This window comes from Streptomyces sp. CLCI03, from assembly GCF_053615355.1.
On record NZ_CM132132.1, the window covers coordinates 850268 to 870897 of the forward strand.

The window sequence follows — 20630 nt, forward strand, 5'->3', positions numbered from 1 at the left end:
CACCATGAAAGCTCCCGGCCACTGCCCGCGCGACGCGCCCTCGGGAGCCGCGCCGTCCCTGCCCTCCCCCGCTCGGGTACCGCTCGCACGCCGCATCCCCCGTCCATGCCGTTCCGGTTGTAGGAGGAGTCCCCCATGGCCGTCCGTCATCAGCTCATCCGGCGTCCCCCACGGAGTGTGTGGGCCGTACTCGCCGACCCGAGCCTGTACGGGGAGTGGGTGGTGGGCCCGTCCGAGTCCACACCGCTCGATCAGCTCTGGCCAGAGGTCGGATCCCGGCTCCGCTACACCGTTCGCCTCGGCCCCTGGTCAACCGAAGGTGTGACGACGGTACGTCACAGGGAGCTCGGCAAGGAGTTGGAGCTGGAGGCGTCGTTCAAGTCGCTCGGCACCGCGCGGATCTTCCTCCAGCTCAGGCCGTGGGGCGAGGAAACGCTCGTCGTCTGCGACGAGCACCCCCTGCGCGGCCTGGGAGGTTCCCTGCACAACTCCGTCGTCGAAGCGGCCCTGCAGCTGCGGCACCGGGGCATGCTGCCCCGCCTGGCCAGGGTCGTGAAGCAACAGCCCGGCGAGGTGCTCCGTGCCTGACGCGGTGGTGATCGGCGCCGGCCCCAACGGGTTGGTGGCCGCGAACCTGCTGGCCGACGCCGGGTGGAGCGTGGAGGTCCTGGAGGCGCAGGAGGAGCCCGGAGGGGCCGTACGCAGTGACCGTGGGGTGCACCCGGACTACGTCTCGGACGTCTTCAGCGCCTTCTATCCGCTGGCCGCCGCCTCCCCGGTCCTCGCCCGTCTCGACCTCGCCGCCGAGGGGCTGCGATGGAGCCACGCCCCGTCCGTACTGGCCCACCCGCTGCTGGACGGCCGGTGCGCCGTGTTGGAGCGTCGGCTGCAGGACACCTGCGCGGGCCTGGCCGGCTTCGCCGCCGCCGACGCCGACGCCTGGGAGGACTTGTACCGGACCTGGGCCCGGGTGGGGCCGGACCTCGTGCGGGCCCTGTTCACGCCCTTCCCTCCGGTCCGCTCCGGGCTGCGGCTGGCCGCGCGGCTCCGCGCCGCCGGAGGGCTGCGGATGGCCAGAACGCTGGCCCTGCCGGTGCGCCGGCTGGGCGAGGAGCGGTTCGCCGGGGACGGGGGCCGGCTCCTCCTGGCCGGCAACGCGCTGCACGCCGACCTGGCCCCCGAGGCGGCGGGCAGCGGTGGTTTCGGATGGCTCATGTCGATGCTCGGGCAGAGCCACGGCTTCCCGGTCCCCGTCGGCGGAGCCGCCGCTCTGACCGCGGCGCTCGTGAGCCGTCTGCGGAGCAAGGGAGGTGTGCTGCGCTGCGGGGAGCGCGTCGCGTCCGTCGCCGTGCGCGGGGGCGCCGCGGTCGGGGTCAGGACCGCGGGCGGGGAAACCGTCGGCGCGCGGCGGGCCGTACTGGCGGACACGTCGGCGCCGGCCCTGTACCGGGACCTCGTGGGCGAGGAACACCTCCCGTCCCGCCTCCTGCGGGACCTGGAACGCTTCCAGTGGGATTTCGCGACGTTCAAGGTCGACTGGGCACTGACCGGCCCGGTGCCGTGGACGGCGCCGCAGGCCGCCGTGGCGGGTACGGTCCACGTGGCCGACGGCGTAGACGGCCTGACCCGGTTCGCAGCCCAGATCGCCATGGGGCAGGTACCCGACGAGCCGTTCGCCCTGTTCGGCCAGATGACCACCGCGGACCCGACCCGCTCCCCGGCCGGCACGGAATCGGCGTGGGCCTACACGCACGTCCCACAGCGCGTCACCTCCGACGCCGGTCCCGACGACATCACCGGGCGCTGGGACGCCGGCGACCAGGAAGCCATGGCCGACCGCGTCGAGGCACAGGTGGAACGCTTCGCACCCGGCTTCCGCGGGCTCATCGGCGCCCGCCGCGTCCTGGCCCCCACCACGCTGCAGGCCATGGACGAGAACCTGCACAACGGCGCCATCAACAACGGCACCACCGCCCTGCACCAGCAGGCGATCTTCCGCCCCACCCCCGGCACCGGCCGCCCCGAGACCCCCGTCAAGGGCCTCTACCTCGCCTCCGCGGCCGCCCACCCCGGCGGCGGCGTCCACGGCGCACCGGGCGCGAACGCCGCCCGGGCCGCCCTACGCGCCCAGGGCCTGCACGCCCTCCTCCACCGGGCCCAACGCGTGTGACGCGTGCGCGCCCCTCATGGCTCGATCGTCAGCTCCGCACACCGAGTGACGACCGTCATGAGTTCCCGCGCTTCGGCGTACAGCCGACGCTGCGTGCGGGCGCCGTTCCCCCGTTCGTGCAGGTGCGCGATGCCTTCCCGGACCCGCTCGTCGTCGCCTTGGTCCGTCAATGCCTCGCGCACGTGCCGGTACAAGGCCTCGACCGCGTCCTCGGGAGAGGTCTGCCTCATGGTTTCGGGGTGCAGCAGGGGTCCGTCCAGGCCGGAACGTCCGGCCCGCCAGGACGCCAGTCGCAGCAGACTCGTACCGATCCTGGCCGGAGGCCGCCCGTCCTGCCAGACACGGGCCGCCGTCTCGACCAGGCCGCGGACAAGGGCGGCGAGCAGGACCGGCGTCTCGGCATCCAGGCAGACGTCGGCGACCCGGACCTCGACCGTGGGATAGGTGGCCGACAGACGGGCGTCGAAGTAGATCATTCCCTCGTCGCGCAGCACTCCGGTGTCGATCATCGTGCGGACCTGCTCGTGGTAGCGATCGGCGGAGCCGAAGATGTCGACCGGGCCGGCGGACGGCCATCGGTTCCACACCCGGCTGCGGTAGCTTCCGTACCCGCTGTCCTCGCCCTGCCAGAAGGGCGAGTTCGCGCTCATCGCCGTCAGGACAGCCGTCCAGGGCCTGATGCGGTCCAGGACCGCGACGCCCTCCACGTCCGACGCGACCGACACGTGGACGTGGCATCCACAGGTCAGCTGCTCCTGTGCGGTCAGTCCGAACTGTTCGCCCAGCCACCGGTAGCGTCGTCCGACGCTCAACGACGGCTTGACGGGCAGCGGGGACGTCGCGACCGCCGCCACCACGGCTCCGGCACTCGCCGCGTGGCGGGCCGCCTCGCGGCGGATGCGGACGATCTCCTCCTGGAGCTCGCCCATCTCGGTCACCGGTTTCGTGGCGAACTCCAGCTGTTCCTTCTGCAGTTCCTTCTCGAACTCGTGGTCCCGTCGACCGCTCGTGCCGGGGCGCTGCCAGGCCGAGCGCTCCGCGGCCGCCAGCACCGCTCCCGACACGGCGAGCGGGGCACCGCTGTCGGCGTCCACGAGCAGCAGCTCTTCTTCCACGCCTACGCTTCGCATGCCGCCGCCTGTGGATCGAACGGTCCGATGCCCCGCACCTGCCCGGTCTCCCCTCGACCATGCCACCACCGGAAGCGCGGCATCCTGATCCTTTCGACGCCCGCCTGGCTCGGGCACCCGTCCAGCATCGGGCGCCGGGAGGCGCCGCCCGCCGAACAGAATGCCGTCGCACAGCGCCGTGCGGGCTCCTGGCAGTCAGGGCGGTGCCGCCCCCTGTACGGGGCCGGCACCGCCTGCACGTCAGCCGGGCCGGGTGCCGGCCATGCGGCGTACGACCACGGCGCCCGACCGTGGAGCCTTCATCGCCGACGTCCACGGCTGCGGCGGACCAGTACGAACCCCATGACCGCGGCGCCGGCGAGCAGGAGCGCGGTGCGGTTGCCGCGTGTGACCGTGGCGGCCCGAGCGGCCTTCTCCAGCAGTGGTTCGGGGGTCTTGTCCGCCGCGTACCGGCCGGCGCGTGCCGCACCGTCCCACACCTGTGCGGCAGCCTGAACGGTCTTGTCCAGGACCGGGTCGGGGGTCCTGTCCCGCACCAGTCGGGCGGCGCGTTCCGCCTTCCCACGCATCCGGTCGGCGATCAGCGAGGCCTGCTCTGCGGTGTGCTGCTTCATGGCGGCGGTCTCCTCCTCGGTTCGGGTTCCGGTCGAAACGCGCCTACCCCGGCATCGCCTCAGCACCCGCCCCCGCACCGGTAGATGCGGGTGCGTGCGGCGGTGAAAGCGGGGAAGACGAAGGTCGCCAAGCACTCCGACGAGGTCGGTGACGCCTACCTGGTCGTGGACACCGGCGTATGGATCTTCGGCAAGGAAGTCCTGCCGCCGGCGAGCACGGTCGTCAGGATCGACCCCGACGACAAGAAGATCTTCGTCGCCGGCACGAAGGAACAGATCAAGAACGCACCCGAGTTCCACCGGGACAAGCACCTCGGCGACGCTGGATACCGGGAGGAACTGGGCACCTACTACGGCACCGGCGCCCCCTTCGGCGGCCGACCCGCCTGATCCCTTTCCGTACCACGACGTCGGTCCCGGCACCCCTGAGGGTGCCGGGACCGACGTCGTCGCGGCAGCAACCACCCGCGTGTACGCGGACTTCGGCCCCTGCGGTTTCCTGCTCCTCGACGTCCCCGTCGCTCCCGGCTGGTGGACTCCGCGAGGGCCTCGCTTGACTGGTGGACGGCGCGGCAGGTAGGGAGAGGCTGTTCATCGCGCAAGGTGTGAAACGGGGGACATATGAAGCCGCTCGAATCGGGGGATCCCACCTCGCTGGGCGAGGGCCGCTACCGACTGGTGGGACGGCTCGGTCAGGGAGGCATGGGTGTGGTCTACCTGGGCCGCTCCCGGTCCGGTCGTGCGGTCGCCATCAAGGTCGTACGTCCCGAGCTGAGCACCGAGCCCGGCTTCAAGCGCAGGTTCGCCGACGAGGTCGCCGCGGCGCGCCGGGTCGGCGGTTTCCACACCGCTCCGGTGGTGGACGCGGACCCGGACGGGGAGCCGGCTTGGCTGGTCACGGCGTTCGTGCCCGGCCCCACCCTGCAAGCGGTACTCGCGCGTGTCGGATCGCTGCCCCTGGACACGCTCACCGTCCTCGCGGCCGGCCTGGCCGAGGCGCTCGACGCGATCCACCGGGCGGGGGTCATCCACCGCGATCTGAAGCCCGCGAACATCATCGTGGCCGAGGACGGGCCGCGCGTCATCGATTTCGGCATCGCGCGCGCCCTGGACGGCACCGCGCTGACACAGACCGGCCTGCAGATCGGCACGCCGGGATTCCTGGCACCCGAGCAGCTCACCGGTGGTAGGGCGCTCTCCCCCGCGGTCGACATGTTCGCTCTGGGGGTGGTGCTCACCCAGGCGGCGGGCGGCACGCCCTTCGGCGACGGCCCGTCCGCGGCGAGGCACTACAAGGTGGTCCACGAAGAGCCGGACCTGTCCGCGGTGCCCGCCGAACTCCGCGAAGCCATCGGCGCCTGTCTGTCCAAGGACCCCGCGGCAAGGCCCACGCCGGCCGCTTTCCTCGGCACCCTCACCGTCCGCCACCGCGACGGTGACTCCTGGCTGCCGGAGGCGGCGACGCAGCTGCTCCCGGTGACGGAGCCGATGGTACGGCCCACCACGCCGGACGGCCCGTCGGAGACCCGGCAGGACGCCTCGAACGACGTCCCGGAGGACGCCTCGAAGGACGTCCCGCTCCCGGATGCCCCACCCGTCGTCGCGGAGCCCCGTACCGAACGCTCGCCCACCGTGACGGGGCCCGCGGCGCAGCCCACCCCCGCCCCCTCCCCGACCCCGCGGCCGCGCAGGTGCCGCCCATGGTCGTGGAGAAGCCCCGGCGTCGCCTCGCCGTGGTGGCCGCGGTGCTCGTGGCGTCCCTGGCGGCCGCCGGTCTGTTCGTGTGGCAGCCCTGGAACGACTCGACCAAGGACGGTTCGAAGGGCCTCGGCTCCGCACCCACCGAATCCGCACCGACCCCGGCACCGTTCCCGAGCGAACCGCTGCTGATCCGGCAGGACACCGTCCCGGGCTGGCCCGCGACGTGCCGCAGCGTCATCGCCCGCCGGGACGCCTCGGCGGAGAAGCCCGTGGCGCTCATCCCGGGCGGCGCAGGCACATGCGACGTCCTGCCCCAGTGGTCCCCCGACCGCAGGTCGTTCGCGTTCACCCGCACCACGTCCGAGGGCACGGCCGTCTGGACCGCCAACGCCGACGGTTCCAACGCGCGCCGGATCACCTCCATCGCCGGTGGCAGGGTGTCCTGGTCGCCGGACGGCAGCCGGCTCGCCGTGCTGCGCAAGAAGGACGGCGTACAGCAGCTGTTCGTGGTCGGCGTCGCCGACGGCGCGGCTCGCCAGCTCACCTCGGGCACGAGCCAGGTCGAGGATCCCGCGTGGTCGCCGGACGGCAAGAGCATCGCGGTCTGCCTGGTGACGGATCCCGAGAACTGGCAGATCCACACGGTCGATCCCGACGCCCCGGACCGCGCCCCGCAGCAGGTGACCCGCCTGCCCCACGCGGCACTCGACCCGGTGTGGTCACCCGACGGAGCCACCCTCGCCTACACGGCGGGGACCTACGGCACGGGCACCCAGGGCGACATCCGCCTCGTGAACTCCGACGGAAGCAACGATCGTGAACTGATCTCCACCGCCGCCCACGAGATGGACCCCACCTGGTCCGCCGACGGCACGTGGGTGGCCTTCGTCCGCGGCCCGTACGAGCAGCCCGTCATCTGGGCCGTGCGCGCGGACAAGACCGGCGAGCACGCGCTCACCACCGGTGCCGCCTCCGAGGGGCATCCCTCCTGGCGCTGAGCGTGTGGGACGCCGTGGTTCAGCCCTCCTGGCTCCGGCCAGGTGGGCTCAGTCACCGCCGAGGGTACGCAGCGCGTGCCGGGCCAGCGCGTCGTTCTGCCGGAAGGACAGGCCGTTGGCCCGCGGGCGGCCGAAGGTGGCGAAGTGGCGGACACTCGTGAACGGGCCCAGCGCGTGGCGCCGCGGATGGGGCCGGCCCGAGGCGTCGACCACGCGGAAGTCATCGGGTGAGACGCGCAGCAGGCCGGACCGGTGGGCGAAGCCGTCCTGGTCCGTGACGACGTGTTCGACGGCCTCGCCGCGGTCGAGCAACCCCCTCAGCAGGGTGTCCGGGCAGCGCCTCAGTTCGGATTGCGGCAGTCGTGCCTCCACGAACGACGTCGCCTCCACGGTGTGTGCCGTGTTGGCGCTGCCTGCCCGAAACACGCCGCGGCTCTCATCGGGGACCAGCCACATCCCGGACCCCAGAAAGTTCAGGACGCCGGCTTCCGACAGGGCGACCAGTTGGCGTGCCCGGGGGCCGGGAGGACCGCTGCAGACGTAGTCGTAGAACCCCTTCCACCAGCCGGCCACGTCGTTCGCCTCGGAACGCGCCGAGAGCCGACCGGCACCGAGGAGGGTGGCCAACTGCCCCGAGACCGACTTCAGTCCCCACACCGTGCCGAGGTCGGCGCTGTGCGCACCCTGGCCGCGCCGTGCGACATCGGCGGAGATATGGCCGCGCACATGGGCCTGGAGGTCGGCGAACCTCTCGTACCACACGCCGCGGAGCGGCCTGTCGAGCCGACCGAGGTCGAGCCGGTCCGACGGGTCGGGGACGCACGCCTCGATGTGCGCCTCCGATCGGCGTGAGTTCCAGTCGGAGGCGGCGTAGCGGGTCGAGAAGTCCACCCAGTCGACCGCCACGCGGTCCCGGTGGGCCGTGAACAGCTCGTGGTAGTGGGCCCAGCCGATCTCCTTGGCCATCAGCGGCCACAACTCGGTACGGAAGTCCATCTCCTGGGACGGCAGATGCTGGAGCGCGGCCCCGTCGAAGAACCGGGGCAGCGCCGCGGGAGCGCCGGACGGCCGGTACGAGATCTTGGTCCGGTACGGCACGCCGCGCCTCGAACCCACGTACAGCCGAGGCTCCTCGCCGGAGGCCAGGTAGTGCAGTCGGCCGTCGCCCCCGACGCGGTAGGCGCCGCCCCGGCCCTCGGTCAACAGGACGGCGAGGTCCACGAACGCCAGGCCGAAGCCCCGGACGATGACCTTCTCCCGTGGTCGGAGCACGGACAGGTCCACATCGGCCGAATACGCGCGCGGCACGTACGTCAGCCCGTGCCGGTCCGCGAAGGCCCCCAGCTCGGAGGCTTGTCGGTCCTGTCCGCCGTCGAGGTGCCCCAGAGCCAGGATGACGACGTCCGCCGGGAGGCACTGGTCGCGGTCGGCGAGCCGCACCTGCTGTCTGCCGTCGGGCCCGCCGGTCAACCCGGTGGCGCGGGTCGTGTGCACCGATACGCGGACGTTGTTCGGCCGCTCCGCGACGGTCCGGCCGAACACCCAGGACAGGTAGGCGCCTTGGAGCAGGCGGCCTGCGTAGATCCCCTCCTCGTCCGCGCCGCGCTCGCGGGACGTCCCCGCCCACTCGTCCAGCGACGGCCCGGGTCGGAGCGGACCGTCGCACCGGACCGTCTCGTCGGTGAACATCGTGATGTCCCGGGTCGGAACGTTGACCCACATGAGCGGCGACTGCCCGGCACGCCAGACGCGTCCGGCACCCGGTGGATACGGGTCCACGACATGCACGTGCAGTTCCCGGGCGGGGAGCATCCCGGGGACGTTGGCGAGGAGTCTCTCCAGCACACCGGTCGCCCGTGGTCCTCCCCCGACGATGACGACCTCGGCGGGGCGCGTCACCGGTGCCTACGCATTCTGCTCGATGCGCTGGAAGAGGCTCAGCAGGCCGCTGTCGACGCCCATGGCCGCGAGCTGGTCGTAGTCGTAGCAGTAACGCGGCTTCGCCAACCTCGACTTGACGTCGGCCACCTCCGCCCGGAGATCGTCGCGTCCTGCGCCCAGCAGCTCGGCGAAGATGTCGACCAGGTCGTCCACCTCGCGCTCGGTTCCGCCCCATCGGGTCATCTCGGCCATCGACATACGGAAGACCGGGCGGCTGACGCCCGGAAGGTCCGGGAAGAGATTCACCAGGAGGCCCTGTCCGTAAAGGCGCCGGGAGAGGGCGGCCGCGTCGGTCCCCGGTGGGGGCAGGACCCACACCTGATGACAGCGGGTGAAACCCTGCTCGGTCCTGACCACCGGAATCCCACGGTCGGAGAGTCCCCGCGCGAATCGCTGAGCGTTCTCCAGGACGCGCGACGCGTACTCCTTTCCGCCGCAGTCCCGCATCTCGATCAACGTGATGGCGAGGGAGACGGCCGCCGCGAGATGGTGCTGACTGACGAAGTGGTAAGCGATCGAGGCGATACGATCGCGTAGTTCGGGATCGTTCGTCGCCACGAACCCCTTGTGCGGACCGGGTAGCGTCTTATGGGTGGAACCGCCGAAGGCGTGCGCCCCCCGATCCAGCGGGCTGGGCAACGCCCCGGCCAGTATGAGGCCGTTGGTGTGGCTGGAGTCGACGTAGAGGACCGTCCGGGGCGACCGGCGGTCGATGACTTCGCGGATCGGCCGCGGGTCCGCCGGGAACAGCAGGCTCGACTGGTCGAAGTAGACAAGTGCCGGCCGCTCGGCGGCGATCAGCCGGTCGAGCCGCTCCACGTCGACGAAATGCGTGTCGCGCATGGGGACGGGCAAGGTCCTCACGCCGAGGCGGTCCGCTATGGCCGCCGTACTCGTGTGGCCACCGCCCTCCACGGGTACGGTCAGCATCGTCTGCCCGCTCCGGCACAAGCCGGCGATCGCGATCGTCGCGCAATTCATGCCCGACATCGGGCGCACGTCGACGTACTCGGCCCGGGCCATCTGTCGCAGAATCGGTTCGAGGATCTCCATCTGCACACGTCCGGCGTCGAGGCCGCTGACGAAGGATGTCCGGAAGTAGTCGAAGAAATAGCGTGCGTAGAGGTCGGAGACGAAGGGGACTCGGGCGAGCGGTGACAGGACGTTCTCACTCGGCGTGAAATTGATGGATCGGCGCGCCCTCGTGTCGTGACTGCCGATGAGAGAAAGCACGTCGGTGATACCTGGGATGTCCAACTGCATCATCTCCACTGGCTATTGGTTGCCCACAGGAGCACCATCACCCCTCATGAAGGAAAAGCCTGAGGGCGTGGACGAGGCCGAGGTGATCTCGGCGGTGGCCGATGGGTGGGCGATCGGCATCGGATCGGTGAAGTACCTCCCCCTGGGGGCCGGCAGCTACCACTGGGTCATGGTCGACGAGGCGGAACGGTCATGGTTCGTCACCGTCGACGACCTCGGTTCCGGGAGTGCCGGCGGCGATGTGAGGGAAGGCGCCCGGACCCGGCTGGAAAGCGCCTTCCGGACCGCACTCGTCCTTCGGCGCGACGCGGGTCTGCGCTTCGTGGTGGCCCCCCTCCCGACCCGGGCCGGAACGATGGTGCACCTCGTGACGCCGCGGCAGGCGGTCTCCGTGCGCCCGATGGTGGACGGTGAAGCGGGCCTCTTCGGTGTGCACCGCGCGCAGGACCTGCCGGAGGTGGTCGAACTCCTCGCCGACCTCCACGCGGCCACTGCTTTCGCCGCGGCCGGGGCTCCCCGCACGGATCTGAGCCTGCCTGGCCGAAGCGGCCTCGAAGAGGCGTTGGACGCCCTCGACGGCCCGTGGCCGGGTGGCCCGCTCTCCGAACCGGCTCGCTCGCTGCTCCTCGCGCACGCCGGGTACGTCCGTGAGCTGCTCGCCTCCATGGACGCGCTCGTCGGTCGAGTGCGGAGCACGGCGGCGGCCTGGGTCGTGACCCATGGGGAACCGCATCCGGGCAACCTGGTGCGCAGCCGCGCCGGCCTCCGGCTGATCGACTGGGACACCGTGCAACTCGCGCCGCCGGAGAGGGACCTGTGGATGGTCGCGGCCGGCTCGACCGACGTGCTCCGGAGCTACACCCGCCGGACGGGCCGGACCGTGTCCCCGGACGCGCTCGCCCTGTACGACATCGCGTGGAAGCTCAAGAACATCGCGGCCTACGTCGGCGCGTTCCGCCGGCCGCACCGCGTCACCGGTGACACCCGCAGGTCGTGGCAGTTCCTCAGGCGATATCTGTGCGACCGCGGCGCGGCTCTTCCGTGAGGACGGCCACGGGCCCGTCATATTCGCGCCCCGCCCCGGGCCCGGCGGGCGGCCTTGTCGCGCTGGTGCGCGCTCAGGGCCTCGACCTCCGCGAGCAGGGGAAGCAGTTCGGGCTCGCGCGTCATGGCGCGGAACACCACGCCGCTGGTGACGCCGTGCTCCGGGCGCGAGAGGGTGGAGATGGTGTCCCCGGCGCCGATGTCGCCGGGCACGATCACCCGTAAGTACGCACCGGGCAGAGCCTCCTGGACGAACTGTGTCATCCAGTCCTCGCTCCCGATCCACTCGGTGAAGGTCCGACAGGGGAATCGGGTCGCGCAGACCTCCAGCACCGTCTTCGGGCCGACCTGCCAACGCTCCCCGATCAGCGCGTCGGTGGTCGGCACGTCGAGGGTGGTCAGGTTCTCGCCGAAGATCCCGTTCGGCAGGGCGCGTCGGAGCTTTCTCTCCCAGAAATCCAGCTCCTCGCGGCCGTAGGCATAGAGGGCCTGATCATCGCCTCCATGGTTGCGGAGGTCGCACACCTGGTCGCCGGCCACCGCGCTTCCCGAACTCCCCGCGGTTCCGCGCTTCCCCGGGGCGGCGATGCCGACCCGGCCCTCGACCGGGCGTTTGCCGATGGCGGTCTCCTGCGTGCGTGCGTGTGCCGGTCGGTGAGCCCGGCCGACGTTGAGCGACAGTAGGGTGCCCATTCCCGGAGCATACGAGCTCGGAGCACGCTGGATGATTCTCCTGAGTGGTGATGTTGCGGGAGCGGCAGGAGTGCATCAATTTCCCTCGCACCACTCTCATATGGCCGACTCGGGTACGCCTTTTCGGTCACGGGCTTGCCAACCTATAAGGGAGCGGCAAGGATGGCGAAGCGTCCGCCATTGGAAGGAAGACGCCTCTTGACGACAGCATGGAGAAAGCAGCCGAAGTGCTACTGATACCCATAGCTCCAGGTGAAGAAGTTATCGGGACGATCGCCCGCAAGGCCGCAGAACAGGGAGTGAAGGACGGCGCCGTCGTATCGCTCATCGGGATGGTGCTGAAATGCGCTGTGAGCACCATGGAAAAGGAGGACGCGACCCATGACATCGTCGTCGAATACTCCGAGGCTCTTGAGCTGAGCGGGAACGGCGAGATCAGGGACGGAAAGGTACACATTCACGCGGTACTGGGTGCCGAGGGGAATCGGGCCGTGTCCGGGCATCTGCACTGGGCCACCACCGGAAACGAGACGACCAACGCGTACGTCGTGCCGCTGGGCTGAAGCACGGAGGGAGGGGCGGTTCACGTGACGGCGACCGGGCCGATACTTCGAGAAGCCGTTCTCAACAATGGCGTCCGCATGCCGCGAGTAGGGCTGGGGACATGGCGCTTGAAGGGGCCCGAGGGAGAGGCCGCTGTCCTTTCCGCCCTCTCGGCCGGCTACCGGAGCGTGGACACCGCGTCGCAGTACGACAACGAGGCAGCGGTCGGCCGGGCGATACGCCGATCAGGTGTCGACCGCGAGGAATTGTTCGTCACCACCAAGCTGGGGAACACGGAGCACGCCCACGACAGGGCGCTGCGGGCCTTCGATGCCAGCCTGTCCGAGCTGGGGCTGCAGTACGTCGACCTGTACCTCGTGCACTGGCCCGTATTCCGGCAGGACAGATACGTCGAGGCATGGCGGGCCCTCGAAAAGCTCTGTGCGGATGACCGGGTCCGGGCGATCGGTGTCTCCAACTTCCCGGTGCGGGCCCTGGTCAGACTCATCGACGAGACCGGCGTCGTGCCGGCCGTCAACCAGATCGAGTTGCACCCCGGCTTCCAGCAGGCCGACCTCCGTGCCTTCCACTCCGAGCACGGCATCGCCACGGAGGCGTGGAAGCCTTTGGGGCGGGGTCCGGACCTTCTGGGCGATCCGCGCCTTCGCGCGGTCGCCGACAAGCACGGGCGCACACCGGCGCAGGTCGTCCTCCGGTGGCATGTCCAGTTGGGAAACATCGTGATCCCCAAGTCGGCGACTCCGTCGCGCATCGTCGAGAACGCCGCCGTCTTCGACTTCGCGCTGGACGACGGTGACATGTCGGAACTGGGGCTGCTGAACTCCGGAGAGCGCCTCGGCGAGGATCCGGAGACCGTCTGAGAGAGGCTCGCCGGGGGGTGCGGTTCATCCGGCCGGGGCCGCCCGTGGCCTGCCTCGACAACGCCGTGCACTGATCCCGGAAGGGTGGACATGGAACTGTGAAGAGTCTGTTGCCGCCGATCGTCGTACTGCCTGAACCCTTGACGCCTTGTAAGGGCGGCCCTGCCTTCTCCGAGATCGAGGACGCGGCGGGGCTTGCCGGTCAGGCGGCCGGCGCCCTCGACCGGCTTTCGGCATTCGGCGGTCCGCAGCTGAGAGAGGCGAGCCTCTGCGCGGCGCTGGCCCCACTGGAACGACTGGAATCCCTCCTGGGCGGCCAACCGGGCAGCAGTGGCGAGGAGTTCGCGGCGAAGTCGCTCGTCCAGCAGTACTTCCGGATACGCACCGCCGATCTGGATTCCGCTCAGGCGTCCGTCCAGGCGATCGGCATTCTCGTGCGGTCGCTCGACGATCTGCGTTCGGCGCCACTGGCCGGAGCCAGTACGACGCGGGAGACGGCGGCGATCCGGCAGGTGCTCATCGACCAGGGCGCCCCGGGCGACGCGGCATCGGTGGACGGGTCCGGGTCACCGGGCGGGGAGCTTCCGGAACAGACGTCCCAGCATTGGTTCTCCCGCTGGATCAGCGCCCATCAGCTGCATGCCCTTTTCAATGTGCACGCCGCCTTGGCCATCGGCCGGGCCGTGGAGAACCTGCACGACCACGACGTGGCGACGGCCACGGCGCACATCCGTCGCGCCACTGTCTATGTGAACGGCTTCTCGGCCGCCCGCGCCCATGCCTTGGCGCTCCCCTCGTGGTTCTACAACGACGTGCTCCGACCGTCGATGGCGCCGCCGATGACCTCCGCCCCGCTCAGCGGACGGATGCACCTCGAATACAAGGCGTATCGGTCGCAGATATCGCGTCTGCTGACCGAGGTCCCGCTCGACATCCGGGAGTTGGCCGACGCCGAGCCCGATCTGGCCTTCGCCCGCGAGGCTCTGCTGGAGGCCGATCTCCTCGACTGCGAGAACCACGTCTGCCTGGTCGAACCCGTCGTGGGCCATGCCAAGTCCCTGATCCAGAACGCGAGCAGCCGCGACCACGCCCTGTCCATCCTGCGGGCCATACGGGACCGCCGGGCTGCCGGCATACGCGCCTTCGTCCGTGGCGGGCGGCTCCCCGCGGCGGAGGCCGAGGAACGCTGAAGGTCATCCGCCGCTCGGGCCGATGACCGGACGAGTACGCGTCCCGAGTGCTGTGACAGCGGCGATGATCGACAGCCCCGCGAGCAGTACGAACAGCGCGGGGTACCCGCCGAGGGGCCCGGCCAGGACCGCACCGGCGAACGGGGCGAGGGCGGCTGCGGCATGGGCCGGTGCGCCGAGAAGGCCGGAGAGTCGACCGTAGTGGGTGGCGCCCCAACGGTCGGTGACGGCGGTGGCCTGCAGCAGGGTGAGGTTGCCGCGGATCACGCCGGCGAGGACGGATACGGAGACGAGGAGCGCGTAGGGGCCGGCCACGGTGGCGAGGGCCGCGGTGGTGAGGGCGCCGAGGGCGATCAGGGTGACGGTGCGGGCGGTGACGCCGAGATGGCGGGCGAGGCTCGCGTACAGGGTGCGACCGAGGGTCTGGCCGGCGCCGCCGAGGCCGAGGGCCCACGCGGCCTGGGTGGTGGTGTAGCCGCGTTCCATCAGGAGGGGGACGAGGCCGATGACGACGGCGTACATCGCGAACGCGGACAGGGTGAAGGTGACGGCCGACATCCGGAACGCCCGGCTGCGTACGACCTGCTCGTGGCCGCCGGTGATGTGCGGCGGGCTCGGCGGGGCCGGTGGCCAGGGGGCTTTCAACGCGATCGCGTGGGCGGGGACGGTCAGGACGGCGAGGATGCCGGCGAGCACCACGTAGGTGGCGCGCCAGGACATGTGGCCCGCGAGGATCGCGGTCAGGGGGGCGAAGACGGTGGAGGCGAGTCCGCCGGCGAGGGTGACGACGGTGAGTGCGCGGATGTGGTCGGGTGCCCACCAACGGGTGAGGGCGGCGAAGGCGGGCTGGTAGAAGACGGCGGCCATGGCCGCTCCGGCGAGCAGCCATCCGGTGAAGAAGACGGCCAGGTCGGGGGCCGCGGCAATGACCAGCAGGCTCAGGGATCCGAGGACGGAGCCGGCCGTCATGACGGTGCGGGGGCCGCGGTGGTCCAGGACGCGGCCGACGTAGATCCCGGCGACGGCGGAGACGACGAGGGCGGCGGAGAACGCCGCGGTGGTCGCGCCCGCGCTCCAGCCGGTGTCGGCGGTGATGGCGGGATTGAGGACGGGGAAGGCGTAGTAGACGATGCCCCAGCTGGTGATCTGGGTGAGGCAGAGGGCGGGCAGGACGGCGCGTGGCCGCGACCGGACCTCCGTCCCGGTCGCGGCCACGCCGCTTCGGAGGTCGCTCACCTCAGCAGCCGCCTGAGGAGGCGGGAGCGGGGGCGGCACCGAGGGTGAGGGTGGCAGGTGCCGCGCAGCACCCGCCACCGGTCTCCTCCGCGGCGGCGGGCTCGTCGAAGAGGCCCGCGCCGCCGCACACCCCGGTCTCGGGAAGGGTGAGTTCGACGCGCTCGGCGGCTTCGTGGTCGCCTGCGAGGTGGGCGGCGACGGAGCGGACCTGTTCGTAGCCGGTCATGGCGAGGAAGGTGGGGGCGCGGCCGTAGGACTTCATGCCGACGAGGTAGACGTCCTTCTCGGGGTGGGACAGCTCGTTCACGCCGTGCGGGTAGACCGTGCCGCAGGAGTGCTGGTTCGGGTCGATCAGCGGGGCGAGCGCGGTCGGGGCCTGGAGGCGCTCGTCGAGACCGAGGCGCAGTTCGTCCAGGAAGGACAGGTCGGGGCGGAAGCCGGTGAGGACGATGACCTCGTCGACCGGGTCGAGGCGGCGGCCGTCCTCACCGATGAGGATCACGTGGCCGTCCTCGGTGCGCTCGACGGTGTCGGTGCGGAAGCCGGTGACCGCGTCGGCGTGGCCGCCGTCGACGGCTGCCTTGGCCGCCAGGCCGAGGGCGCCGCGGGCGGGGAGTTGGTCGGCTTCGCCGCCGCCGAAGGTGGAGCCGGAGATCCCGCGGCGCAGGATCCATGTGGCGTGGGTTCCTTGGCCGTCGTCGGACTCGGCGAGATCGGCGAGATAGGCGAGGGCGGTGAACGCGGAGGCGCCGGAGCCGATGACCGCGGTGCGCTTCCCGGCGTAGCGGGCGCGGACGGTGGGGTCCTTCAGGTCCGGGACGCGGTGGGTGATGCGGTCGGCGGCGGCCTTCTCGCCGAGGGCGGCGAGTCCGCTTGCGCCGGCGGGGCTGGGAGTGGACCAGGTTCCGGAGGCGTCGATGACGGCACGGGCGAAGAGGCGGTGCTCGTGGCCGTCAGCACTCTCGTAGTGGACGACGAAGGGCTGGGTGTCGCGGTCCGCGTCGACGATGCGGTCACGGCCGGTGCGGGAGACGCCGGTGACGCGCGCTCCGTAGCGGACCCGCTCACCGAGTACGTCGGCCAGCGGCTGGAGGTAGCGCTCGGCCCAGTCCCCGCCGGTGGGGTAGGTGTCCTCGGCGGGCTCGGTCCAGCCGGTCGGGGCGAGGAGCTTCTCGGCGGCCGGGTCGACGAGCTCGCCCCAGCGGGAGAACAGCCGTACGTGGGCCCACTCGCGCACGGCGGCCCCGGCGAGCGGACCGGCTTCCAGGACGAGGGGAGCGATGTCCCGGTCGAGGAGATGGGCGGCGGCCGCGAGTCCGGCGGGGCCGGCTCCGATGACGACTACGGGCAGCTCGGTGGTGGTCTCGCTCATGGCATGGCTCCGGGTCTTCGCGCAGGTGGGCGGGTGGACGGACAAGGACGTCGGGTCGCGCCGGCAGCAGCCGACGCATATCGAAGTTTGTCTATGCCTTACGCGATCAGCATGGCACTTGTATCGACAGCCGTCAACATAGACATACATCGAACCAACACTCTTGTTTCGACGTGTGTCAACATAGACACATGTCGAATGCGAAGGTTCTGCCGCTGCTGGAGCCCGACGTCGTCGCGGCCTGCTGCCCCCCGCTGAACGAGCGCCCCATGTCGGCCGAGGAGGCCGAGGTCGCGGCGAAGATGTTCAAGGCCCTCGGTGACCCCGTGCGCCTGCGCCTGTTCTCCGCCGTCGCCTCCCACACGGGCGGAGAGGCATGCGTGTGCGACATCTCCGACGTCGGCGTCTCGCAGCCCACCGTCTCCCACCACCTGAAGAAACTGAAAGAGGCCGGCCTGCTGTCCTCCGAGCGCCGGGGCACGTGGGTCTACTACCGGGTCGAGCCGTCCGTGCTCGCCGCCATGGGCGCGCTGCTGGCCGGCCCCGCGAAGACGGCATGACCGTGGTGCGCATCGAGGCGCTGCTTGCCGAGCACGCCGAACAGGTGCTGGGCATCTACCAGGCCGGGATCGACGAGGGCAACGCGACCTTCGAGACGCAGGCCCCGGACTGGGCCGCGTTCGACAAGGCCAAGCTGCCCGGCCACCGCTTCGTCGCCCTCGACGACGGCGCCGTGCTGGGGTGGGTGGCGGCGAGCGCGGTCTCGGACCGGTGCGCGTACGCGGGCGTGGTCGAGCACTCCGTCTACGTCCACCCCGACGCCCGCGGCCGCGGCGTCGCCCGCGCCCTCCTGGACGCGCTGATCGCTTCGACGGAGGCGGCCGGCATCTGGACCATCCAGTCCGGGATCTTCCCCGAGAACACCGCCAGCCTCGCCGTCCACGCACGGGCCGGTTTCCGCGTCATCGGCACCCGAGAGCGGATCGGCCGCCACCACGGGGCCTGGCGGGACGTGGTCCTGCTGGAACGCCGGAGCCCTCTGATCGCCTGAACACGTGCCGAGGCGTCTCGGCGCAGTCGGTCGTGACGGGCGAGGCTCCCGGTGGTCTCGATGTCCTCGCCGAAGAGCAGCACGATCGTCGGGAGCGCCGCCGACCCCGGCACCGGCTCCGAAGGCGCGATCCGGACCGTCCTCACTGCACCGTGACCGGCTCCGGAACCAGACGGGGCACCAAGCGCACGCAGGCGACCATGCCGATGACCTCGACCAGGGTCTGGGTGACCACGACGACCGCCACGACCGCGAGTTCGTCGGGGAGGGCGAGGGCCAGGGGCAGTACGACCAGGGAGTTGCGGGTCGCCCCGGTGAAGACGATCGCGCGGGCAGCGGGCGTCCCGAGGCGGAAGAGGCGCGCGACGAGGCGTCCGGCGAAGGCCATGACCACGAGGAACCCGGCGTAGAAGGGGATGACGGCCGCGACGTCGCCGAGACTTCCGCCGAGCTGGGGGACCTGGGAGGCGACCACGGTGATGAGGGTGGCGGCCATCAACGGCACCATCGTCGTCGTGGCCGCCTCCGACACCTTCTGCCCTGCCACTGCGCGGGCCGCCCACGCCTGGAGGGCCCAGGCCGGCACCAGGGGGATCACGATGAGGAAGAGGAAGGCCTGTAGGAACGGGCCGGCCTGGACGATGTCGCCCAGGTCGGGGCCCATGAACAGGTACAGCAGTCCGGGCAGGAGCAGCATCTGCGTGACGAGCAGGAGCGGGGTGGCCGCCAGGAGCCGGCGGCTGTCGCCGCCGGCCAGGCTGCTGAAGACGATCACGTAGTCCACGCACGGGCAGAGCAGGACCAGCAGGACGCCGATGCGGACGGCCTGGTCGGCGGGCAGGAACGTGAACATCGCGGCGACGACCAGAGGGACGACGACGAAGTTCACGACCAGGGCCGCGGACAGGAACCGGCCGTCGCGCAGGGAGCGGACCAGGTCGCCGGCCGGGACCTGGAGGAAGGTCACGAAGAGGAGTGCCCCGAGGACGGGGTTGATGGCGTGTTCCAGTCCCGGTCCGGCCGAGGGCGCCGCCAGGCCGAGGAGTGCGCCCAAGGCCATGGCGCCGAGGTAGATCGGGACCTGGTGGTGCTCCATGCGCGCGACCGGACCCTGCGGCTCCTGGGACACCCCGGCGGCTCCTTGCTGTACGTGCGTGCTCGATCCTGCGGCGACCCCCTGCCCGGGCCAGGGCCCGTGCCCGGCTCATTGTGGCAAGCGGCCGTGTCCGTCCGCGGGCGACGGGGGGGCAGGCCCACGTCGACGGCCCCGGCTCGGTCGACGGCGCGAGTGCCCACGGTTGCGAGGTAGCCGCGGGTGCCGCGCAGCTTGAGCGGGGCGAAGTGGGCCGGAGCCGGGCGGAATCCGGTGCACCAGATGATCGCGGCGGCCTGCGCGGCCGCACCGTCGGCCCACACCCCGCGCCGGACGGTGAGTCCGTACCGCTTCTCGTGGTCGGTCAGGTACGAGACGACGTGCGCCGTGTCATGCGGCGGGCTGGGCCTGTTCGGTCTTGTCGGTCTTGCCGTGCAGGAAGATGACCGCCACCAGAGCCAGGCCCACCACCGCACCGATGAGCTGCATGCCGATGAAGCCGGGCACCGAGGCCGGTGCGATGCCCGCGAAGGTGTCGGTGAAGGCGCGGCCGATGGTGACCGCCGGGTTGGCGAACGAGGTGGAGGAGGTGAACCAGTAGGCGGCGCCGATGTAGGAGGCGACGGCGACCGGGGCGAAGCGGAGGCGGTCGGTGCGGGCCAGGCCGAAGATCAGCAGGATCAGGCCCGCGGTGGCGACGACCTCGCTGAGGAGGAGGTTCCCGGCGGAGCGGTCGTGGGTGGACCACTTGACCAGCGGCTCGCCGAACATCGCGTCCGCCAGGACCGCGCCCGCGATCGCGCCGACGATCTGCGACGGCACGTGGACGGCGACCTCGCGGGCGGTGACGCCGGCGCCGCCACGGCGGGCGGTCCACCACTCGGCCAGCGTCACGACCGGGTTGAAGTGGGCGCCGGAGACCGGGCCGAGGAGCGCGATGAGGACACCGAGCCCGAAGACGGTGGCGGTGGAGTTGGCCAGCAGCTGCAGGGCCACGTCCTGGGTGAGCTTCGTGGCCTGGATGCCCGAGCCGACGACGACCGCGACGAGGGCCGCGGTGCCGACCAGCTCGGCGGCGGCGCGGGCGATCAGCGGGGTGCGGGTCGGGGTCGCGCCGGGCACCGGCTCGGGCGCGTCGGCAGGTATCGGGGTGCCGACGGGCGTGGTGGCGGTCAAGGCTGGTTCTCCTCGGGCAGGCGGGACTTTGCGGACAGGCCCTAAGGGCAGGACCGCTTGAGGTTCGCCTCCGCGGTGGCTCGCGCGGTGCGGGCGAGGTCGGCGAACTGGCCGGCGAGGGCTTCGATGACGTCGGGACGCAGGCGGTAGTAGACGTACCTGCCGCATGGCTCCGTATCGACGATCCCCGCCTCCCGCAGCACCTTCATGTGGTTGGAGAGGTTGGTCTGCTTGGCGCCCGTCTCTTCCACGAGGTGGGTGGTGCAGAGGGTCTCGCGGGCGAGCAGGGTCACGATCCGGAGCCTGAGTGGGTCGGCCAGAACCCGGATCAGATCAGTGTCGACTGACGTCATCATGGACTGATACTGTCACATCAGTTGAGGCTGACACCACCCTGAGTTGATATCTCATCGGCTTCTTCGGACAGGGTCGCCCTGCCCTCTCTCCGGGCGAGGTGGCCCCCACCATCTCCCCTGCCCTCACCGGGCCCGGCGGAGCCCTGGCCGACGCCTAACCCCAAGGAAGCAAGGAAGA

Annotated in this window: 20 protein-coding genes and 2 pseudogenes; 11 read left to right on the forward strand and 11 right to left on the reverse strand. The window is 71.2% G+C overall.

Features of this window, described 5'->3' with window-relative positions; translation table 11 throughout:
• Positions 1 to 135 precede the first annotated feature (135 nt).
• Together ACWG52_RS03985 and ACWG52_RS03990 are read left to right on the forward strand one after the other, a co-directional pair.
• On the forward strand, positions 136 to 588 hold the full coding sequence (locus ACWG52_RS03985; RefSeq protein WP_453127812.1) for an SRPBCC family protein: 453 nt from the start codon (positions 136 to 138) through the stop codon (positions 586 to 588).
• Positions 581 to 2170, forward strand: a complete 1590-nt coding sequence (locus tag ACWG52_RS03990) for a phytoene desaturase family protein (protein ID WP_453127814.1) — start codon at positions 581 to 583, stop codon at positions 2168 to 2170. The genes ACWG52_RS03985 and ACWG52_RS03990 overlap by 8 nt, the downstream gene beginning before the upstream one ends.
• Before the next feature lie 14 nt (positions 2171 to 2184).
• Here ACWG52_RS03990 and ACWG52_RS03995 read toward each other — a convergent pair whose 3' ends face one another.
• Both ACWG52_RS03995 and ACWG52_RS04000 read right to left on the reverse strand, forming a co-directional pair.
• Positions 2185 to 3300, reverse strand: a complete 1116-nt coding sequence (locus tag ACWG52_RS03995) for a glutamate--cysteine ligase (protein ID WP_389801386.1) — start codon at positions 3298 to 3300, stop codon at positions 2185 to 2187.
• A 299-nt stretch (positions 3301 to 3599) separates the two neighbouring features.
• Positions 3600 to 3914, reverse strand: a complete 315-nt coding sequence (locus tag ACWG52_RS04000) for a hypothetical protein (protein ID WP_389801383.1) — start codon at positions 3912 to 3914, stop codon at positions 3600 to 3602.
• 120 nt (positions 3915 to 4034) lie between these two features.
• Between ACWG52_RS04000 and ACWG52_RS04005 the strand changes: the two are divergent.
• The 3 genes and pseudogenes from ACWG52_RS04005 to ACWG52_RS04015 form a co-directional block, all read left to right on the forward strand.
• Positions 4035 to 4304: pseudogene (locus tag ACWG52_RS04005) on the forward strand (PRC-barrel domain containing protein); the annotation flags it as partial.
• A 231-nt stretch (positions 4305 to 4535) separates the two neighbouring features.
• A complete protein-coding gene (locus ACWG52_RS04010; protein WP_453127817.1) occupies positions 4536 to 5804 on the forward strand; it encodes a serine/threonine-protein kinase in 1269 nt (422 codons plus the stop codon).
• Between the two features lie 80 nt (positions 5805 to 5884).
• Positions 5885 to 6613, forward strand: coding sequence for a TolB family protein (locus tag ACWG52_RS04015; RefSeq protein ID WP_453127819.1), 729 nt, complete (start codon positions 5885 to 5887; stop codon positions 6611 to 6613).
• A 48-nt stretch (positions 6614 to 6661) separates the two neighbouring features.
• On the opposite strand, the gene ACWG52_RS04020 is transcribed toward ACWG52_RS04015, so the two are convergent.
• Together ACWG52_RS04020 and ACWG52_RS04025 are read right to left on the reverse strand one after the other, a co-directional pair.
• On the reverse strand, positions 6662 to 8512 hold the full coding sequence (locus ACWG52_RS04020) for an FAD/NAD(P)-binding protein (protein ID WP_453127821.1): 1851 nt from the start codon (positions 8510 to 8512) through the stop codon (positions 6662 to 6664).
• A 6-nt stretch (positions 8513 to 8518) separates the two neighbouring features.
• Positions 8519 to 9820, reverse strand: a complete 1302-nt coding sequence (locus tag ACWG52_RS04025; protein ID WP_389803272.1) for an aminotransferase class I/II-fold pyridoxal phosphate-dependent enzyme — start codon at positions 9818 to 9820, stop codon at positions 8519 to 8521.
• A gap of 43 nt (positions 9821 to 9863) precedes the next feature.
• On the opposite strand from ACWG52_RS04025, the gene ACWG52_RS04030 reads away from it, so the two are divergent.
• Entirely contained in the window at positions 9864 to 10862 is a 999-nt protein-coding gene (locus ACWG52_RS04030; protein ID WP_390138318.1) for a phosphotransferase family protein, read from the forward strand.
• Positions 10863 to 10879: 17 nt separating this feature from the next.
• On the opposite strand, the gene ACWG52_RS04035 is transcribed toward ACWG52_RS04030, so the two are convergent.
• The gene (locus ACWG52_RS04035) at positions 10880 to 11554 is read right to left on the reverse strand and encodes an MOSC domain-containing protein (protein ID WP_390138316.1); all 675 of its coding nucleotides are present in this window, start codon (positions 11552 to 11554) and stop codon (positions 10880 to 10882) included.
• Between the two features lie 209 nt (positions 11555 to 11763).
• Between ACWG52_RS04035 and ACWG52_RS04040 the strand changes: the two genes are divergently transcribed.
• The 3 genes from ACWG52_RS04040 (at position 11764) to ACWG52_RS04050 (ending at position 14168) form a co-directional block, all read left to right on the forward strand.
• Positions 11764 to 12117, forward strand: coding sequence for a PCC domain-containing protein (locus ACWG52_RS04040; RefSeq protein WP_389801369.1), 354 nt, complete (start codon positions 11764 to 11766; stop codon positions 12115 to 12117).
• A gap of 78 nt (positions 12118 to 12195) precedes the next feature.
• Entirely contained in the window at positions 12196 to 12978 is a 783-nt protein-coding gene (locus ACWG52_RS04045) for an aldo/keto reductase (protein ID WP_389801366.1), read from the forward strand.
• A gap of 98 nt (positions 12979 to 13076) precedes the next feature.
• Positions 13077 to 14168 carry a hypothetical protein gene (locus tag ACWG52_RS04050; RefSeq protein ID WP_389801363.1) on the forward strand — a complete coding sequence of 364 codons (1092 nt, stop codon included), beginning with the start codon at positions 13077 to 13079 and terminating at the stop codon, positions 14166 to 14168.
• Positions 14169 to 14171: 3 nt separating this feature from the next.
• Here the strand turns inward: ACWG52_RS04050 and ACWG52_RS04055 are convergent, their stop codons facing one another.
• Together ACWG52_RS04055 and ACWG52_RS04060 are read right to left on the reverse strand one after the other, a co-directional pair.
• Complete coding sequence (locus tag ACWG52_RS04055) at positions 14172 to 15404, reverse strand: MFS transporter (protein ID WP_389801360.1); 1233 nt, start codon at positions 15402 to 15404, stop codon at positions 14172 to 14174.
• A gap of 1 nt (position 15405) precedes the next feature.
• Positions 15406 to 16776: an NAD(P)-binding domain-containing protein gene (locus ACWG52_RS04060; RefSeq protein ID WP_389801357.1), complete on the reverse strand. Its 1371-nt coding sequence runs from the start codon at positions 16774 to 16776 to the stop codon at positions 15406 to 15408.
• A gap of 191 nt (positions 16777 to 16967) precedes the next feature.
• On the opposite strand from ACWG52_RS04060, the gene ACWG52_RS04065 reads away from it, so the two are divergent.
• Together ACWG52_RS04065 and ACWG52_RS04070 are read left to right on the forward strand one after the other, a co-directional pair.
• Positions 16968 to 17336, forward strand: a complete 369-nt coding sequence (locus ACWG52_RS04065; protein ID WP_389801355.1) for an ArsR/SmtB family transcription factor — start codon at positions 16968 to 16970, stop codon at positions 17334 to 17336.
• Positions 17333 to 17827 (forward strand): GNAT family N-acetyltransferase, encoded by a 495-nt coding sequence (locus tag ACWG52_RS04070; RefSeq protein ID WP_390138314.1) that lies wholly within the window; start codon positions 17333 to 17335, stop codon positions 17825 to 17827. The genes ACWG52_RS04065 and ACWG52_RS04070 overlap by 4 nt, the downstream gene beginning before the upstream one ends.
• A gap of 142 nt (positions 17828 to 17969) precedes the next feature.
• On the opposite strand, the gene ACWG52_RS04075 is transcribed toward ACWG52_RS04070, so the two are convergent.
• The 4 genes and pseudogenes from ACWG52_RS04075 to ACWG52_RS04090 form a co-directional block, all read right to left on the reverse strand.
• Positions 17970 to 18956, reverse strand: a complete 987-nt coding sequence (locus tag ACWG52_RS04075) for a bile acid:sodium symporter (protein ID WP_390165700.1) — start codon at positions 18954 to 18956, stop codon at positions 17970 to 17972.
• Between the two features lie 149 nt (positions 18957 to 19105).
• Positions 19106 to 19240, reverse strand: a pseudogene (locus ACWG52_RS04080) (pyridine nucleotide-disulfide oxidoreductase); the annotation flags it as partial.
• 70 nt (positions 19241 to 19310) lie between these two features.
• Positions 19311 to 20096, reverse strand: coding sequence for an aquaporin (locus ACWG52_RS04085; RefSeq protein ID WP_453127827.1), 786 nt, complete (start codon positions 20094 to 20096; stop codon positions 19311 to 19313).
• Between the two features lie 41 nt (positions 20097 to 20137).
• Positions 20138 to 20452, reverse strand: a complete 315-nt coding sequence (locus ACWG52_RS04090) for an ArsR/SmtB family transcription factor (protein ID WP_375944350.1) — start codon at positions 20450 to 20452, stop codon at positions 20138 to 20140.
• Positions 20453 to 20630: the final 178 nt, after the last annotated feature.

What these genes read in the sequence shown, in the direction of transcription:
- ACWG52_RS04030 (WP_390138318.1), top strand. Translation starts at nt 9,864, where the DNA reads ATGAAGGAAAAGCCTGAGGGCGTGGACGAGGCCGAGGTGATCTCGGCG.
- ACWG52_RS04025 (WP_389803272.1), bottom strand. Translation starts at nt 9,820, where the DNA reads ATGATGCAGTTGGACATCCCAGGTATCACCGACGTGCTTTCTCTCATC.
- ACWG52_RS04060 (WP_389801357.1), bottom strand. Translation starts at nt 16,776, where the DNA reads ATGAGCGAGACCACCACCGAGCTGCCCGTAGTCGTCATCGGAGCCGGC.
- ACWG52_RS03985 (WP_453127812.1), top strand. Translation starts at nt 136, where the DNA reads ATGGCCGTCCGTCATCAGCTCATCCGGCGTCCCCCACGGAGTGTGTGG.
- ACWG52_RS04090 (WP_375944350.1), bottom strand. Translation starts at nt 20,452, where the DNA reads ATGATGACGTCAGTCGACACTGATCTGATCCGGGTTCTGGCCGACCCA.
- ACWG52_RS04040 (WP_389801369.1), top strand. Translation starts at nt 11,764, where the DNA reads ATGGAGAAAGCAGCCGAAGTGCTACTGATACCCATAGCTCCAGGTGAA.
- ACWG52_RS04070 (WP_390138314.1), top strand. Translation starts at nt 17,333, where the DNA reads ATGACCGTGGTGCGCATCGAGGCGCTGCTTGCCGAGCACGCCGAACAG.
- ACWG52_RS04045 (WP_389801366.1), top strand. Translation starts at nt 12,196, where the DNA reads ATGCCGCGAGTAGGGCTGGGGACATGGCGCTTGAAGGGGCCCGAGGGA.
- ACWG52_RS04000 (WP_389801383.1), bottom strand. Translation starts at nt 3,914, where the DNA reads ATGAAGCAGCACACCGCAGAGCAGGCCTCGCTGATCGCCGACCGGATG.
- ACWG52_RS04010 (WP_453127817.1), top strand. Translation starts at nt 4,536, where the DNA reads ATGAAGCCGCTCGAATCGGGGGATCCCACCTCGCTGGGCGAGGGCCGC.
- ACWG52_RS04035 (WP_390138316.1), bottom strand. Translation starts at nt 11,554, where the DNA reads ATGGGCACCCTACTGTCGCTCAACGTCGGCCGGGCTCACCGACCGGCA.
- ACWG52_RS03995 (WP_389801386.1), bottom strand. Translation starts at nt 3,300, where the DNA reads ATGCGAAGCGTAGGCGTGGAAGAAGAGCTGCTGCTCGTGGACGCCGAC.
- ACWG52_RS04065 (WP_389801355.1), top strand. Translation starts at nt 16,968, where the DNA reads ATGTCGAATGCGAAGGTTCTGCCGCTGCTGGAGCCCGACGTCGTCGCG.